This window comes from Helicobacter fennelliae (assembly GCF_900451005.1).
GTDB lineage: Bacteria > Campylobacterota > Campylobacteria > Campylobacterales > Helicobacteraceae > Helicobacter_B > Helicobacter_B fennelliae.
On record NZ_UGIB01000001.1, the window covers coordinates 1,216,183 to 1,232,465 of the forward strand.

The 16,283-nt window shown below is 37.4% G+C and carries 17 protein-coding genes; 14 read left to right on the plus strand and 3 right to left on the minus strand.

The window, feature by feature from the left end:
- Nucleotides 1-615 precede the first annotated feature (615 nt).
- A complete protein-coding gene (locus tag DY109_RS06015) occupies nt 616-1,974 on the minus strand; it encodes an MATE family efflux transporter (RefSeq protein ID WP_023949753.1) in 1,359 nt (452 codons plus the stop codon).
- A 145-nt stretch (nt 1,975-2,119) separates the two neighbouring features.
- Here DY109_RS06015 and coaBC point away from each other — a divergent pair, with 145 nt between their 5' ends.
- Together coaBC and DY109_RS06025 are read left to right on the plus strand one after the other, a co-directional pair.
- Nucleotides 2,120-3,562 (plus strand): bifunctional phosphopantothenoylcysteine decarboxylase/phosphopantothenate--cysteine ligase CoaBC, encoded by a 1,443-nt coding sequence (gene coaBC / locus DY109_RS06020; RefSeq protein ID WP_023949754.1) that lies wholly within the window; start codon nt 2,120-2,122, stop codon nt 3,560-3,562.
- 8 nt (nt 3,563-3,570) lie between these two features.
- Nucleotides 3,571-4,323 (plus strand): hypothetical protein, encoded by a 753-nt coding sequence (locus DY109_RS06025; protein WP_023949755.1) that lies wholly within the window; start codon nt 3,571-3,573, stop codon nt 4,321-4,323.
- Here the strand turns inward: DY109_RS06025 and DY109_RS06030 are convergent.
- Entirely contained in the window at nt 4,300-5,022 is a 723-nt protein-coding gene (locus DY109_RS06030) for a hypothetical protein (protein ID WP_023949757.1), read from the minus strand. The genes DY109_RS06025 and DY109_RS06030 overlap by 24 nt on opposite strands.
- Nucleotides 5,023-5,154: 132 nt before the next feature.
- Between DY109_RS06030 and DY109_RS06035 the strand changes: the two genes are divergently transcribed.
- Nucleotides 5,155-5,649: a ferritin gene (locus tag DY109_RS06035; RefSeq protein ID WP_023949759.1), complete on the plus strand. Its 495-nt coding sequence runs from the start codon at nt 5,155-5,157 to the stop codon at nt 5,647-5,649.
- A 402-nt stretch (nt 5,650-6,051) separates the two neighbouring features.
- Here DY109_RS06035 and DY109_RS06040 read toward each other — a convergent pair whose 3' ends face one another.
- A complete protein-coding gene (locus DY109_RS06040) occupies nt 6,052-6,489 on the minus strand; it encodes a Fur family transcriptional regulator (RefSeq protein WP_023949763.1) in 438 nt (145 codons plus the stop codon).
- Between the two features lie 305 nt (nt 6,490-6,794).
- On the opposite strand from DY109_RS06040, the gene ffh reads away from it, so the two are divergent.
- The 11 genes from ffh (at nt 6,795) to DY109_RS06095 (ending at nt 16,262) form a co-directional block, all read left to right on the plus strand.
- Nucleotides 6,795-8,126, plus strand: a complete 1,332-nt coding sequence (gene ffh / locus DY109_RS06045) for a signal recognition particle protein (RefSeq protein WP_023949766.1) — start codon at nt 6,795-6,797, stop codon at nt 8,124-8,126.
- 59 nt (nt 8,127-8,185) lie between these two features.
- A complete protein-coding gene (gene rpsP / locus DY109_RS06050; protein WP_023949767.1) occupies nt 8,186-8,419 on the plus strand; it encodes a 30S ribosomal protein S16 in 234 nt (77 codons plus the stop codon).
- 43 nt (nt 8,420-8,462) lie between these two features.
- Complete coding sequence (locus DY109_RS06055; protein ID WP_023949768.1) at nt 8,463-8,708, plus strand: KH domain-containing protein; 246 nt, start codon at nt 8,463-8,465, stop codon at nt 8,706-8,708.
- Nucleotides 8,698-9,288: a ribosome maturation factor RimM gene (gene rimM / locus DY109_RS06060; protein WP_023949769.1), complete on the plus strand. Its 591-nt coding sequence runs from the start codon at nt 8,698-8,700 to the stop codon at nt 9,286-9,288. The genes DY109_RS06055 and rimM overlap by 11 nt, the downstream gene beginning before the upstream one ends.
- Nucleotides 9,288-10,094, plus strand: coding sequence for a tRNA (guanosine(37)-N1)-methyltransferase TrmD (gene trmD / locus DY109_RS06065; protein ID WP_023949771.1), 807 nt, complete (start codon nt 9,288-9,290; stop codon nt 10,092-10,094). The genes rimM and trmD overlap by 1 nt, the downstream gene beginning before the upstream one ends.
- Nucleotides 10,091-10,447: a 50S ribosomal protein L19 gene (rplS, locus tag DY109_RS06070; protein ID WP_023949772.1), complete on the plus strand. Its 357-nt coding sequence runs from the start codon at nt 10,091-10,093 to the stop codon at nt 10,445-10,447. The genes trmD and rplS overlap by 4 nt, the downstream gene beginning before the upstream one ends.
- Nucleotides 10,448-10,534: 87 nt before the next feature.
- Entirely contained in the window at nt 10,535-12,112 is a 1,578-nt protein-coding gene (locus DY109_RS06075) for an inorganic phosphate transporter (protein WP_112058440.1), read from the plus strand.
- A gap of 40 nt (nt 12,113-12,152) precedes the next feature.
- Complete coding sequence (locus DY109_RS06080; protein WP_023949776.1) at nt 12,153-13,481, plus strand: hemolysin family protein; 1,329 nt, start codon at nt 12,153-12,155, stop codon at nt 13,479-13,481.
- 2 nt (nt 13,482-13,483) lie between these two features.
- On the plus strand, nt 13,484-14,164 hold the full coding sequence (locus tag DY109_RS06085; RefSeq protein ID WP_051404676.1) for a 5-formyltetrahydrofolate cyclo-ligase: 681 nt from the start codon (nt 13,484-13,486) through the stop codon (nt 14,162-14,164).
- The gene (gene rny / locus DY109_RS06090) at nt 14,076-15,647 is read left to right on the plus strand and encodes a ribonuclease Y (RefSeq protein ID WP_023949778.1); all 1,572 of its coding nucleotides are present in this window, start codon (nt 14,076-14,078) and stop codon (nt 15,645-15,647) included. The genes DY109_RS06085 and rny overlap by 89 nt, the downstream gene beginning before the upstream one ends.
- A 36-nt stretch (nt 15,648-15,683) precedes the next feature.
- Nucleotides 15,684-16,262, plus strand: a complete 579-nt coding sequence (locus DY109_RS06095) for a redoxin domain-containing protein (protein ID WP_023949780.1) — start codon at nt 15,684-15,686, stop codon at nt 16,260-16,262.
- Nucleotides 16,263-16,283 lie beyond the last annotated feature (21 nt).

A 16,283-nucleotide genomic window follows, 5' to 3' on the forward strand; every position in this document is an offset into this window, starting at 1 on the left:
TGCCATTATAAACTCCTTTAGCAAATCTCTAAAAATTACACATTACTGCTTAATCCATTGCATACGCAATGCTTGAAGCAAACATTATGCCTTATGTCAAGTCTAAATCCCCATTTATGATTTGACATTTTAATTATAGAGATTTTGTTAATTTTTTTTAAATTTAGAATTTTAAAAAATCGCATTATATACTCAATCTCAATAAATATTGCTTCAGTTAAAATTCGTTTTTTGTTTTATGGTTTGTAGCATTTTTGGAGTTGCTTTGTTTCTAGATTCTTTGCTTGCGCTTAAGTAATGACAGATTGGTTTTTAGATTTTGTGGTTATTTATTGTTATTTCTTGTTTATTTGTTTGGATTCTGTGGATTGCCACGCAGTTTGACAACTGCTCGCAATGACGATTACATATAGATTTTGGATTTTCTTAATTTTAAAGGCTCGCAATAATGAGGTAGATTCTGTGTTTTTTATTTCTTTAATTTTTTTAATTATTTTCTGGATTCTTTGCTTGCGCTTAAGTAATGACGACAAAACTAGACTTCGTATTTTTTTATTTTATTGATTTTTGCTAGATCACCACGATTTCTTGCGAAGTTTTGTAATGACGAAATACTTAGAGTTTATGTCCGGGTTTTTTCCATATACCTTTGGAATAAGCGAAGTAAAAAATCCCTGCTCGAATGTAAGTCTCTACAAAAATCATCACAAAAATCCACATAATCCCGCCGCCAAGACTTATAGCAATCCACATCGGCAGAATCCTAAAGCACCAAATGCTTGTCGCATTTATAATAAGGCTTACCTTTGTAACGCCCGCTCCGCGCAAAACCCCGTCCAAAACAAAAACCCAAATCAGCGGCACTTGCGAGAATCCAACAGCGATGAGATACATCGCAGAGATACGCACCACTTCATCATCATCAAGAAAAATCCGCGAGAGTGGAACACAAAAAATAGCCATAATCACGCCCAAAATCCCCATAATCACGCTTGAGATTTGCAAAATGGTTTTGTTAAAATCTTGCGCGAGGGTGATTTTGTTTGCGCCTAGATTCTGCCCTGTGAGAGCCATAGCAGCGACCATAAAGCCAAAACCGGGCATAAAAGAAAACGCCTCTATCCTTGAGCCTATCTGGCTTCCGGCAATCGCGATGTCCCCGAAATTTGCGAGAAATTTTGTCGTCAAAACCAAAGACCCCAAAGTAAGTGCGCGCTCGATCCCTGATGGAATGCCAATTTGCATGGCTTTTTTGAGGTATTGCCAAGCGATTGTGAAAGTCTGTGTAAAAAACCGCCCTCTTTTATACACAAGCCATAGCAAAATAATAAGCTCCAAAAATGTTGTCAGCACATTTGCAAGCCCCGCACCGATGATGTCAAGCCCCATACCAAAATACACATTCCACCCAAAGATTTCAAATGGAATCTGAAAAATCAAAAAAAAGTTGATAAAAATACAAAAGCAAGTCGTAAAAATCCGCACCAAAAATATGCTTAAAGTATCGCCTATGGCGGCAAATGCAGAAGTGATGATGTTTTTTAAAATCATAATAGGCAATGTCAAAACACTAAAATACAAAAAATCACGGCATAAAGCAGCCGCACGGGCGGTTATGTCCATCCATTGTATGAAATTATCGATAAATATATAACCGACAACAATAAGAGGCAGGGCGCATATACAGCAAAACACAAACAAAGTGATAAATACTTTTGAAGCATTGACAGAATCTTTGACCCCAAAAAATCGCGAGATCTGGACATTTGTGCCGACATAAAATATTGTATTGATTGTAAAAAACATCATAATGTATTGCATTCCGATTGAAACGCCGATGATATGCTCTTTTGAAAGCATACCCATAAACAAAAGTGAGAGTGTGAGGACAATAATATCAAGCAGAGAATTTGCGCCAGAAGGCAGGGCGATACGCAGTATTTTTTTTACTTTTTGCCGATATGAATACTCCATAAAAAACCTTTTGTTTAAACTCTATGCGACTGATTGTTTGAGATTGTTTTGGTAGAATCATACTCTAAACTCAAATAAAGCGTGGTAAAATTTTGCAAAAACATTGATTTATGAAGTGTTATTTAAGATAAATCCTAATGCGAGAATGAAAATGCAAGGCTTAGAATCTCTTTTGGCTCACAAAAATATTTTGTTATGTGTCAGTGCTTCGATAGCGTCTTTTAGAGCCATAGAGCTTGCTAATACGCTTAAAAAAATGGGCGCAAATGTCTGTGTGGTGATGAGTGAGGAGAGCAAAAAATTTATAGCTCCGCTAAGTTTTGAGGGGATTTTGCATACAAAAGTGCTTCACAATGGCTCAGAGAGCTGGGAAAATCAAAACACAAAATATCATACTAATGACGCCAATGACGCTAACAACACGCATCACACTAGCGACATTGATAATAAAATTTGCGCTCATGCTACGAATGCCTCTAAGATTCCGCACTCTTGCAATCATATCGCTTATGCCAAATGGGCTGATATTTGCGTGGTTGTGCCAGCTACGGCAAACATCATCGCAAAAATCGCCTATGGAATCGCAGATAATCTCATAGTCCAAACACTTCTTGCAAGCCCTGCGCCAAAAATCATCGCGCCAGCTATGAATACACAAATGTTTGAATCACCCCAAATTCAAAGTGCTTTGGCGATCCTTAAAAGTTATGGCTTTGAGATTGTATCACCTCGAGAATCCACTCTTGCGTGCGATACGATCGGCAATGGCGCATTAGCACAAATCTATGAGATTGTGTTTGGGATCGCAAAAATTGCGTGCTGTGATGTGTTTTGGCAGAATCAAAAAGTCATCATCACAGGTGGCGGAAGTAGCGAGCAGATAGATTCTGTGCGCTGTATCACAAATCTTTCGAGCGGATTGCAGGCAAGCTATTTGGCGATTTGCTTGTATGTGCTTGGTGCAGAAGTAGTGCTGATAAGCTCAAAGCTACCACTCACACTGCCAGAATCTATACATATAATCCAAGTCAAATCGCACGCGGATTATCAAAACGCCTTGCATACGCAAATCAAGCAAGCGACAAAAGCGATAAAAAACGCGCAGAACACGCAAAAAACCGCGCAAAAAAAGAATCCAGATTCTTATATTTTTTTGCTTATGGCAGCGGCTATTGCGGATTTTAAGCCCAAAGCTACGCATAGCTCAAAAATCAAAAAAAGCGCGATGCCAGAATCTATGCGCCTTGAGCTGATACAAACGCAAGATCTTTTGACGCATATCAATGCGGACAATCTCATAAAGGTCGGGTTTAAGGCTGAAGATATGAGTATATCAGAATCTATCAGCAACGCAAAAACAATGCTTTTGCCACAAGAGCAAGGCGGAAAGGGCTGTGATGTCGTGTGCTTAAATATCATCTCCTCGCACAATCCATTTGGTAGCCAGCACAACGCATTTGAGATTCTGGATTCTGAAGGCTCTTTGACATTAGAGCATAATTCTAAATTGCAACTATCATTTGAAATCGCGCAATTTCTCAAGCAAAAATATCAGCACAAGCGCGCACCACACAAACATGCGCCATAAGAGCCACAATGCTAGAAAAACTTAGCGCAATCAATAAAATCGCCAAACTTCAATCCCAAAGCAATAATACAAAAACATTTAACGCGAATTTGCCTATTTTGCTCAAAGTACTTGCTAAAAATAAAGGCGATGAATACCTCTTAAAGCTCGGTAATGCCACGATCCAAACCAAATCGCCAATCGCGCTTGAGGTAGGCAAAACATATTGGGCAAATATGCATAAAAATAGCGCGGGGCAGATTGTTTTGCATAATCTCACTTTGCAGCCACTTTTTGTCTCTCATCTCAAAGATATGCCATTGAAGCTAAGCTTTGAGGATTTGGCATTATTGCAGCATGATCCAAAGGCGTTTGTCGCGGAATTGAAAGATTTTTTATTGACACAACTCTCGTGCGCGCAGAGCAGAGATGAATTTAGTCAGCTCTCTTCGCTGATTTTTTCATTGCAGCAGGGAGTGATTTCGCTTGTGATAAGCGATGAGGGCAAGGAGCATTTGATACAGATCGCGCCAAAATCTCAATATATAGATTTTTATGCGGTTTTTCCGCATTTAGGACCTATTGATGGCAGAATCTACACACAAGATAATGCCAAAAATAAGGGCATTGTCGCGCAATTTGGTGTGATGAATGAAAAAATCCAAAAGATATTGCAAGATCATGCCGAGTTATTGGGGTTTGAAAATGTAACGATACAATGCCAAAAGCCCCCAAAAGTGCTGTTTGACTTTGGGCGTTCATTGCTTGATATTAAAGGATAAATCGCGACTAAAGGTGAGTTTTTGGTGGGATAGAAGCGAATTGTCTGTGTATTTTGCCCAAAAAATCGCAAGCGCATATACTTCGCCCTCACCAAGCTTAGCAAATGGGAATCTTTGGTAATAGATTCTCTCTTGAGCGGGCGAGGCTTTTGAAAAATACGCTTTGGCTTGCACGCCTTGAATGTGTCGTATGATTTTTGTATCTGAAGCGATTGCGACTGCTATTATTGGGGCTTTTGCTGCTAGGGTGATGTGTTTGCTATTTGCTTGGCTTTTGAAAATGCAGGCAAGATTTTTTTTATCAAATGCATAAAAACAACTCGCGCAATAGATTTCTGCTGGTTGTGTTATGGGCTGATTTGCAGAGTGAATTGTGGGCTGAAGTTGGGGCTGAATTGCGGGGTGATTTGTAGATAAAGGCTCGGATTGAATGGTAGGCTTCGTGGGTTGGAGTGTGGTTTTGTTTGTGGGTGGTTTTGATTGAGAATCTAGATTCTGCGTTGGTGTTTGGGGTGTTGCGATTTTGTTTGGGCTAGAATCTATGGTGCTAGATTCTGTGATGTGAGATTCTGTGATGTGAGATTCTGCAATGTGGTATTCTGCGGTGCTAGATTCTAAAGTATGGAGCGTATGAGATTCTAGGACGCTTAAAGTCAATATATGCGAGGCGTGGAGGAATTTTTTGATATGTGAATCCATAGGTTTTAAGCTTCCTTTTTGTGATTTATATTAATTTCTCATTTTTGTTAAATTTTAGTAAAAAATTAAGGTTAATATTATCTTTATTTTCTTATAATTCCTTGCATTTTAAGAAAAAACAAGGAGTAATCAATGTTATCAAAAGAAGTTATTCAAAAACTAAATGATCAAGTTGCAAAAGAAATGTATGCTGCAAATTTATATTTGAGTATGAGTTCTTGGTGCTATACACATAGATTTGATGGGGCTGGAGAGTTTTTGTTTGAGCATGCAAGTCAAGAAAGCGATCATGCAAAAAAACTCATCACCTATCTAAATGAGACAGATTCTAAGGTCGAGCTTAGCGTGATTGACAAGCCACAAGCAGATTTTAAATCATTGCTTGATGTGTTTGAAAAAACCTATAATCACGAATTAAGTATCACAAAATCTATTAATGAATTAGTGGAATTTATGTTGCAGTCTAAGGATTATTCGACTTTCAATTTTTTGCAATGGTATGTCGCCGAACAGCACGAAGAAGAAGCACTTTTTAGAGGCATCGTCGATAAAATCAAACTCGTAGGCGATAGCGGAAATAGCTTGTATCTTGTCGATCAATACATCAAAGGCTTGAGTGGCAAATAATACAAGTCATACATTAAACAGCCTTAGTCAAAAAGGCTATAAGCTTAAATGGCTTAAGAAGGCTTGAGGGTACAAGAGCTAGAATCTAGATTCTAAAATAGATTCTGGTTTGATTCTTTGGATTCTTCGCTAATGCTTAAGACATGACAGGTAAGAGTGCGTCAAAACAATATAGAATCTAGAATCTAAAAAGTAGATTCTATGGATTGCCACGCAAGGATAAACCTTGCTCGCAATGACAAGCCTGCTCTGTCATTGCGAGGACGATAGGACGAAGCAATCCAGTCAAAATAGATTGCCACAGCCCTAAAGAGCTCCGCAATGACGACAAAAACAACTATGGATTTTAGATTCTATGGAAAATAGATTCTAGATTCTGCTTTTGTTATGGCTTCTCTTTTGCTAGTTTTGATTTTTTGGTTTTAGCTCTTGGCTTTTGCTACTGCATTCTGGGCACAGACCGATAAAAACCGCTGAAACATCAAAAAGTTTATAACCTGTTTTATGCATACATTCAGTAGAGATATTTTGCACATTCACATACACATCTTGCAATTTACCGCATTTCTCGCAGCTTACATGGATATGTCTATCGCACGAGAGTTCGTATTTTTGTTTTTGTGATGGAGCTTTGACTTCTCTTAAAATATTTGCATCATTAAGCGCGGTGATATTTTTATACACAGTGGCAAGGGAGATTGATGGGCAATCCTTTTTGATGATATTTTCATAAATTTCCTCAATTCCAATGTGTCCATTTGCTTTGATTTCTCTCAAAATAGCAAGTCTTTGAGGAGTGATTTTAAGATTTTTTTCACGCAAAGATGTTTCAAATTCCATAAAGCACCTCCGAAATTGATTTAGATTTTGGTTTATAATGATTAAATTTAGATTCTGTAAATGAAACAGCATAAAATAGCTTATATAAATTAATACAAATTTAACTCAATGGATAATTTATATGATTTTAGATTTTTTATTATATGTAATGATTTCTATAATGCAAAGGATTTCTGCTGTGGTTTGGGATATGGCAGTTGTGAGTTTTAAGTTCAAAATAAGCAAAAATTTAAAAAAGCTTTGCGTGATATATTATAAAAGTTATTTGATATAATGGCTTTTTATATTTTTTAAGGAGATTTAGAGTGTTTGATACATTAAGTAGTTCGTTTCGTTCTATCGCTTCAAAAATTCGCTTTAATGATGACCAAAAATCGCTTGATAGGGCTTTGGAAGAGCTTAAGAAAACATTGCTGAAAAATGATGTGTATCACAAAGTCGTCAAAGAAATCATCAATCAAATCGCTATCAAAACAAAGCAAGCAGGCATTGGACGGCAGAATTTTTTAAAAGCTATGCAAGAGAGTTTTGAAGAGATTTTGACAACGCAGGGGAATTATGGATTTGTCTATGCGAGCAAACCGCCAACAATCGTGCTGATGACGGGATTACAAGGGAGTGGAAAAACAACAACAAGTGCAAAGCTTGCAAATTATCTCAAAACCAAAAACAAAAAAGTTTTGCTTGTGGCTTGCGATATGCAAAGACTTGCGGCAGTAAGCCAGCTTGAGACATTGGGGAGACAAATTGAAGTTGAAGTTTTTGCCCTGCCTGATAAAAGTGCTTTGGAAGTTGCTAGGGCTGCAAAAGAGCGGGCTATTCAAGGGCAATTTGATGTGATGATTATCGATAGTGCGGGGAGATTGGCGATAGATTCTGCGTTGATGAATGAGCTAAAGTCAATCAAGCAAGAGATTAAGCCCGATGAGACATTGTATGTGGTGGATTCTCTAAGCGGGCAAGATGGCATTAGGAGTGCAGAGAGCTTTCATAAAGAAATTGGGCTTAGCGGCGTGATTTTGAGTAAGTTTGATAGTGATTCAAAAGGCGGAATCGCACTAAATATTGCTTATCAGATTCAAGTGCCATTGCGGTTTTTGGGAAATGGAGAGAAGATTCCGGATTTGGATATTTTCATTCCTGATAGAATCGTATCAAGGCTTATGGGCGCGGGAGATATTATCAGTCTTGCGGAAAAAACAGCAGGGGTGATTGATGAAAAAGAGGCAAAAAACATTACCAAAAAGCTTAAAAAAGGGCAGTTTGGGTTTGAGGATTTTTTGGCACAGATTGAAAACATAAAAAAACTTGGCTCTATGGGTTCGATTATGTCGATGATTCCGGGATTATCACAAATGGCAGGACAGCTTAAAAATATCGATTTGGATAATTCCAAAGAGATAAAAGATATAAAAGCAATGGTAAATTCTATGACGCCCAAAGAGCGTCAGAATCCAGAGATTCTCAATGGCTCAAGACGCAAAAGAATCGCGCTTGGTGCGGGGTTGGAAGTTGCTGATATTAATCGCATTATCAAGCAATTTGATAATGCTGCAAAAATAGCAAAAAAAATGAGTCAAAAAGGTGGTATGCAAGATATTTTAGGATTGATGGGTCAAATGCGACAAAAATCTTAAATAATAAAAAAATTAGTGTATAATACGCATTTATTTTAATCTAACAAGGAGCTAATGATATGGCAACAGTAATCCGATTGACGCGAATGGGAAGAAAGAAAAAACCTTTTTATCGTGTGGTAGTTACAGATTCTCGCAAAAGAAGAGATGGTGGCTGGATAGAATCTATTGGGTATTATAATCCATTGACACAGCCTGCAACAATCAAAATTGACGCAGAGCGATTGGCGTATTGGAAAGGTGTGGGAGCAAAAATGAGTGAGCGAGTAGCCGCACTCTCTAGCGCAAAATAACTTCAAATCATACATCAATACATAATAAATAAAGGCGCACGGAGTGGTTGAAAAATTCTTAGAATCTTATATAAAAAAGATTGTCGCTATACCTGAAAAAACATACATACAAAGGCATAGCATTGAAGATGGAATGTGCTGTTTGGATATTTTTGTCAGCGCAGAAGATATGGGCAAGGTGATTGGCAAAGATGGCAGAATGATTTCAGCACTTAAAACTTTTGTCTCTGGGTGCAAAGCAAAAGATGGTGTAACATATCGGATTACTGTACATTCAAATGATAAGTAATCGCACCACAAACCATCATACCGAACTCATCGAAATAGGAAAACTAGGAAAAACAAGAGGATTTAATGGGGAATTTACATTTTTTCCATTGAGTGATTTTTTGTCTTTCTTTCAGCCACAGCTAAAGGTATTTACCGCAAACAAAGAGCAAACACTCACTATTGCTTACTTTAAATCCATATCGACAAAATATTATATCAAGTTTGATGAGATTAGCTCAAAAGAGCAGGCTCAATGCTATGTAAATGCCATTATTCATAGCACCAAAGAAGAGACAAAAGCATTATGCAATCTCCAACAAGATGAGTTTTTTTATTTTGACATTGTAGGCTGTGAGATCATCGAAGATTCTGCGATTTTAGGTGTGGTGGTGGATATTGAGCGGATAGGAAATATTGATTATTTTATTATCCAAGCCCAAAAAAGATCACAAAAAAGTCCCCAAAAAAACCCCCATATGAATCACGCAAAACAAAAAACTTTTTTGATTCCATACATTAATCAATACATTCAAAAAGTAGATATTGAGAATAAACAAATTCTTAGTCAAAATGCAAAATATATCTTGGAGCAGAGCTGATGACTTTTAGTTTTTTGACTTTATTTCCAAGTCTGATTGAGGGCTACTTTCAAGAATCCATACTCAAAAACGCACGCAATAACAATCTCATCTCAATCCAAACAATACATATAAGGGATTTTGCTTTAAATCAATACAAAAGCGTAGATTCGCCACAGATTGGCGGTGGTGCGGGGCAGGTTTTGTGCGCGCAGATTCTAGGAGAAGCCATTGAGAGTGTTAAATCAAATCAAATCAAAAATAAACATATAAATACCATAGCAGATGAAAAACAAAAAAACACATCAAAAGATTCAAAAAAGCAGGATTTTTTATCGCCACCGCATATTATTTTTGCGACTCCAAATGGCAAACCTTTTAGTCATAGCGATTCTATCCGCCTGTCTCAAAAACGGCATATTATGTTTGTGTGTGGTCGTTATGAAGGCTTTGATGAAAGGGCGATTGAAATTTGGGCTGATGAGGTTTTTTGCGTGGGCGATTTTATTATGACTGGAGGAGAATTGCCCGCACTTTGTATGTGTGATAGTATCGCAAGGCAGATTCCGGGCGTATTGGGAAATAGTGATTCATTACATGGCGAGAGTTTTGATAAATTTTTGCTAGAAGCACCGGTGTTTGCGCGAGATACAGCCAAAAATTCAAAAATTCAAAAAATAAAAAATTTTCCTCCTCCTTCAGAGTATTCAAAGGGAAATCATACTATAATCGCAGATTTAAAAAACAATTTGGCGTTGTGTAAGACACAATATTTCAGACCAGATTTGTTCCAAAAATGGAAATTCACACAAAGGTTAGAGAAATGAAAAATAGATATATTGAAAATTTTGAAAAAGCACAAATTCAAAATAAACAAGTTCCAAGCTTTAAGGCAGGCGATACGATCAAACTTGGTATCAGAATCGTTGAGGGAGACAAAAGTCGTATTCAAAATTTTGAAGGCATTTGTATTTCTATCCGCGGTAATGGTGTAGATAGAACCTTTACAATCCGCAAAATCGGTGCAAACAATATCGGTGTAGAAAAAACTTTTCCGCTTTATAGTGAGAGTTTAGAAAGTATTGAAGTTTTGCGTATAGGACGCGTCCGCAGAGCCAAACTTTTCTATCTACGCGACAGAAAAGGTAAGGCAGCTAGAATCAAAGAGGATCGCTCTTAATTTTTGGTTTTCTTAAAGAAAAGTATGTGATATAGCCTGAATTTTGGTATTATAGATTCTGCAAATCTATGAGACAAAGAGTTTTTTATGGACATTAAGGATATTAAAAAGATTCAGAAATCTGTCGAACAAACTGAATTTCGAAACGAACGCATAAAAATTGGAATAGTTGTTGTGTTTATGGTAGCAACTGCCTTGATTGCTTTGCAATCAGGAGTTGTCGAGCAGTCGTTACTTTTGGCTTTTGCGGCACTTGTTGGTGGCTATATGGCGATGAATATCGGTGCAAATGATGTCGCTAACAATGTCGGACCAGCAGTTGGATCGCATGCGATTACTTTGACAGGTGCGATTATTATTGCTGGTATTTGTGAGGCAAGCGGGGCTATTTTGGCTGGCGGTGATGTTGTCAATACCATAAAGTCAAATATTATTGATGCAAATAAAATCGGAGATAGTCAGACATTTTTATTTGTGATGTTAGCTGCACTTATTTCAGGAGCTATATGGGTTCATTTAGCTACGATAATCCGCGCACCAGTTTCTACTACGCATTCTATTGTTGGTGGAGTTTTGGGTTCAGGGATCGCAGCGGGTGGATTTTGGGTAGCAAATTGGTGGGTTTTAGGAGAGATTGCTTTTAGTTGGGTGTTATCACCCGTTCTTGGTGGTATTATTGCTATTATTTTTTTATTATTCATTAAGCGCACCATTACATACAAACAAGACAAGAAAGAAGCAGCAAAAAAAGTCGTGCCATTGCTTGTTTTTATTATGATTTTGGCTTTTAGTTTGTATCTGCTTCTCAAAGGCTTCTCAAAGCTTTATTCTTTTAGTTTTATGCAGGCTTTTCTTATTTCTGTGGTTATTGCTATTGTGAGTTATTTTGTCATCACGCCTTTTATAAGAAAAAAAGCAAGCCAGCTTGAAAACACAAAAGAATCAATTAATACCTTATTTACGCTTCCGCTTATTTTTTCGGCAGCACTTTTGAGCTTTGCTCATGGTGCAAATGATGTTGCTAATGCGATTGGTCCATTAGCCGCGATTAATCAAGTTTTAACACAGCACACAGGGAGCACCACACAAGCAAATGTTCCATTTTGGATATTGTTTATTGGTGGAATCGGCATTGCCATAGGATTGGCTCTTTATGGTCCTCGATTGATAAAAACCGTTGGAAGTGAAATTACAGAGCTTGATAGAATGCGCGCGTTTTGTATTGCGATGTCAGCAGCGATCACTGTGCTTTTTGCAAGTGCGCTTGGGCTACCTGTGAGCTCTACGCATATTGCCATAGGGGCTGTGATTGGTGTTGGATTTTTGAGAGAATACATCAAAGGCAGGTATTTTGAGATGTGCGAGCAAATCGTCAAAGCACACAAAGGCAGAGATCAAAAAACAATCGAGAGTTTTTTGCGCACCTTTGCTAAGGCAAATGTCAAACGCAAAAGTGAGATTCTAGCAAACCTCAAAAAACAAACCAAAGAAGTGGATTTTGTATTGAGTAAAAAAGAAAAAAAAGAGCTTAAAAGGTTTTATAAATATGAGCTTGTGAAACGAAGTGAAATCAATAGAATCATTGCCTCTTGGCTTATCACGGTTCCAGCTTCAGGCGTGCTTGGAGCGGTTTCTTTCTTTATATTGAGAAGTATTTTTAATTAATGAAAACATATTATAATGCCTAAAACTTTAAGGAATTAAATTGGATCCATATCACTCGGTTTTAATGTTAGCATTAGCTTTATTTTTTGTGTTATTAAATGCTTTTTTTGTGGTCGCAGAATTTGCGATTGTCAAAGTTCGTAAAACGCGCTTAGAAGAGCTTTCAAAAAACAATCAAGTTGCAAAATTGACGCTAGAGATAACCAAAAAGCTTGATTCATATTTGAGTGCGACACAGCTTGGTATCACGCTTTCTTCTTTGGCACTTGGTTGGCTTGGTGAGCCGGCTTTAGCACGTATAATCGCCATTCCTTTTTATGGTATTTTAGAAGAAGATTCTCTTATTGTGCATACGATTAGCTTTGTGCTAGCTTTTACAATTATTACGCTTTTTCATGTCGTGCTTGGTGAAATCGTCCCAAAATCCATAGCCATTGCCAAAACAGAAAAATCAGCTTTGGTTATCTCATATCCTTTGTATTATTTTTCTATCATTTTTTATCCGATTATCAAGCTTTTTGATTTGCTCGCTCAATTTGTTTTGCGTAGGATTGGTATCCAGCCGACCAAAGAAGAAGAAAATGCACACTCTGAAGAGGAGATAAAAATCATTGTCGGTGAGAGTTTGAGGGGTGGATTTATAGATTCATTTGAGAGTGAGATTATCAAAAATGCTGTGGATTTTTCTGAAACTATGGCAAAAGAGATTATGACACCCAGAAAAGATATGGTCTGCTTAAATGCAGAATCTAGCTATCAAGAAAATCTCTCAATCGTAACACAAACAAATTATACGCGCTATCCGTATTGTCGAGGCAATAAAGATAATATCATCGGAATGATTCATATCAGAGATTTACTGATAAGCAGAATCAACCAAAGCGAAGAAGTTAATCTCGAAAAAATTATTCGCAAGATGATTATCGTTCCAGAAACAGCACTTATTTCAGACATTCTCAAAAGAATGAATAAAGAGCAAATCCATACCGCGCTAATTATCGATGAATACGGCGGGACAGCGGGATTGCTGACAATGGAGGATATTATCGAGGAAATTATGGGCGATATTAATGATGAGCATGATCCAAACAATCAAAATGTGTTTCAAATCGATGAGGATACCTATGAGCTTGATGGTATTTTGGATTTAGAGAGTGTAGAAAAGCTTATGAATGTTACATTTGATGAGGAATGCGAGCAAGTAACTATTGGTGGCTATGCGTTTAATATGCTTGGAAGATTGCCTGTGGTTGGTGATGTCGTGCAAGACAAGCAGCTTGAATTTACCATACTTGAGATGGATGGAGCGAGAATCAAACGACTCAAAGTCAAAAAACTTCAGCCCAAAGTAGAATCTATGGAGAGCTGATTTTGGAGATTCAGGCTGTATCCGCCCAAAGCAAACAAGATTTTCGCCATTTTGTCAGAAATGATCTAGCCAAAAAACAAAAATCGTGCGTATCATATCGCCATATTGTTTTTGTGCGATACCTCAAATATGTAATCCAATCTAAGCAATTTAAAAATATCCTTTTGTTCTATCCTATGGCGTTTGAGCCAAATATTTTGCCACTTCTTTCTTGTTTTAAAAAATCAAAAAACAAAAGAATTTTTCTTCCAAGCATAGAGGGGCTTAACTTTAAAATGTTACCATATCGTTTGCCGTTACAACAAAATCAATATAAAATTTGGGAACCAAAGCCCTCTCATTTTTATTTTCAGAAAATTGACCTAGCAATTATTCCTTGTTTGGGGATTGATCTTGCATTTAGACGTATAGGAATGGGAAAGGGCATGTATGATCGAACATTTGGTATGATGACACATAAGATAAGGCATAAAATGTATAAAATTTTTGTCAATCAAGACATATATCTTGCCTCTTGCGTGATGACGCAAGATTTTGACATCAATGCCAATGAATATATAAGTTATAAATTTCGGGTAAAAAAGGGTTTTAAAAATGATTCCACTTATAATAGCTTGTCTTCTTTCTGGGTTGGTAGCAGGCTTAAGCGTTTATCTTGTCTGCAAAAAAATAGTAAATCTTGATGCACGTCATTTATTAAATCAAGCCAAAGCCAAAGCAAAAGCCATTGAATTTGAAGCGCAGACCCTTTTAAACACCGAGCAGCTCAAAGCCAAAGAATTAAAAATCGAGCTTGAACATAATTTTAAAGAAAAAACCCATGCCCTCAATGAAGAATATAGACAAAAAGCCTATGAGCTAGAATCTAAACAAAAACAGCTTAAAGAAAAAACCGAGCACGAACTCAATCTTATCAAAGAGCAAAAAAATAAGCTCACACAAGAGCTCAATGATATGTTGCTCCAAAAAGATCAGCAATTCAAAATGCAAAAGCAATACCGCTCACTCATCGAAGAATTAAATAATACACTAAGCCATTACACAGGCTTGACAAAGCAAGAAGCAAAAGAGATTCTATTGAAAAATTTAGAAAATGAACTACTTGATGAAAAGGCGCATTTAATTCGTCGCTATGAAAAAGAAGCCAAAGATGAAGCCACAAAAATGGCGTATTTTATCCTTGCACAAGCCACGACACGATATGCTGGAGAATTTGCAGCCGAGCGGTTAATCAATGTCATAACCTTGCCAAATGATGAAATGAAAGGAAAAATCATCGGTAAAGAAGGTCGCAATATCAAGGCTTTGGAGATGATTAGCGGGGTAGATGTGATTATTGATGATACACCTTCAACAATCATTTTGAGTAGCTTTAATCTCTATCGTCGCGCGATTGCTGCTAGAACATTAGAGATTCTGATAGAAGATGGCAGAATCCACCCCGCAAGGATTGAGGAAGTGTATGAGCGCGTGAAAGACAATATCGATAAAGAAATCGAGCAAGAAGGAAAAGATGTTATTTTGGATTTGGGGCTTGATTATATGCACCCAGAGCTTATCAAGCTTATTGGTAAATTGCGCTATCGTGCTAGCTTTGGGCAAAACGCACTTCAGCATTCTATGCAGACAGCACAGCTTGCAGGGATTATTACCGCACAATTAGGAGGCGATGAGAAATTAGCCAAACGTGCGGGGTTATTGCATGATATTGGTAAGGCATTAACTGCTGAGAGTGGCAATGGTAATCATGTGGTTTTGGGAGCTGAAGTGTGCAGACGTTACAGAGAGCACCCAGTGGTGATTAATGCGATTATGTCTCATCATGGTGATGAGGAGTTTGAAAGTGTCGAAGCAGCGGCTGTTTGCGCGGCTGATACGCTTTCAGCAGCAAGACCCGGAGCGAGACGAGAAGTGCTAGAAAATTTCTTAACTCGTATGCAGGATTTGGAGCAAATCGCTACGCAAAAACTTGGTGTCAAGCAAGCGTATGCTATAAACGCAGGACGAGAGCTTCGAGTGATTGTCAATGCGGATTTGATAAGTGATTCTCATAGTATTGTGCTAGCAAAAGAGATCGCAAATGAAATCCAGTCAAAATTGAGCTATCCTGGGGAAATTAAAGTTAGCATTATTAGAGAGACGCGAGCGGTTGATTTTGCGCATTGATGATAAATAATAAATAATATGAGATAAGGAGTAAAAATGCGTTTTTTGTTTATGATTTTTGTCGGATTATTTGTGGTGGCGTGTAAGGATTCTCAAGTGCCAAGCCAAAAATATTCATACAATGCTCCATCAAAGCAGTATGTGTTTGAGGTTGGCAAAAGTTTTTTGCATATCAAGTTAGATTCTAAGCCAATCCAAAAGGGCGTTTTGCTTATGTTTGTAGGTGAAGAGTGCGCAAATTGTCAAATGTATTATGAGCATTTTAATAATCTCGCAAAGTCATATCAAGAAGTGCAGATTCTAGGTGTATTACAAAGCCCAACAAGCAACGAAGATATAGAACATTTTATCACAAAGCATCATATTGAATTTGAAGTCATCGCCCCGCAGAATCCAATAAATATGCCTCAAATCATCGTGCAATCAAAACAAAATCTCAATAACCAGAATCTAAATGATGAAAATGCCTCACTATCTCAAGAGTCTCAAGATTATCAGAAGCTAGAGCTTCCTTATTTTGTGCTGTATGATACCAAAGGGGATTTTTATCAGGATTATTGGGGCATTATTCCAGAGGAAATTTTTGCAAGCGATATAACACAAATGCTTGATTAATGCTTCATAAAGGATATGTAA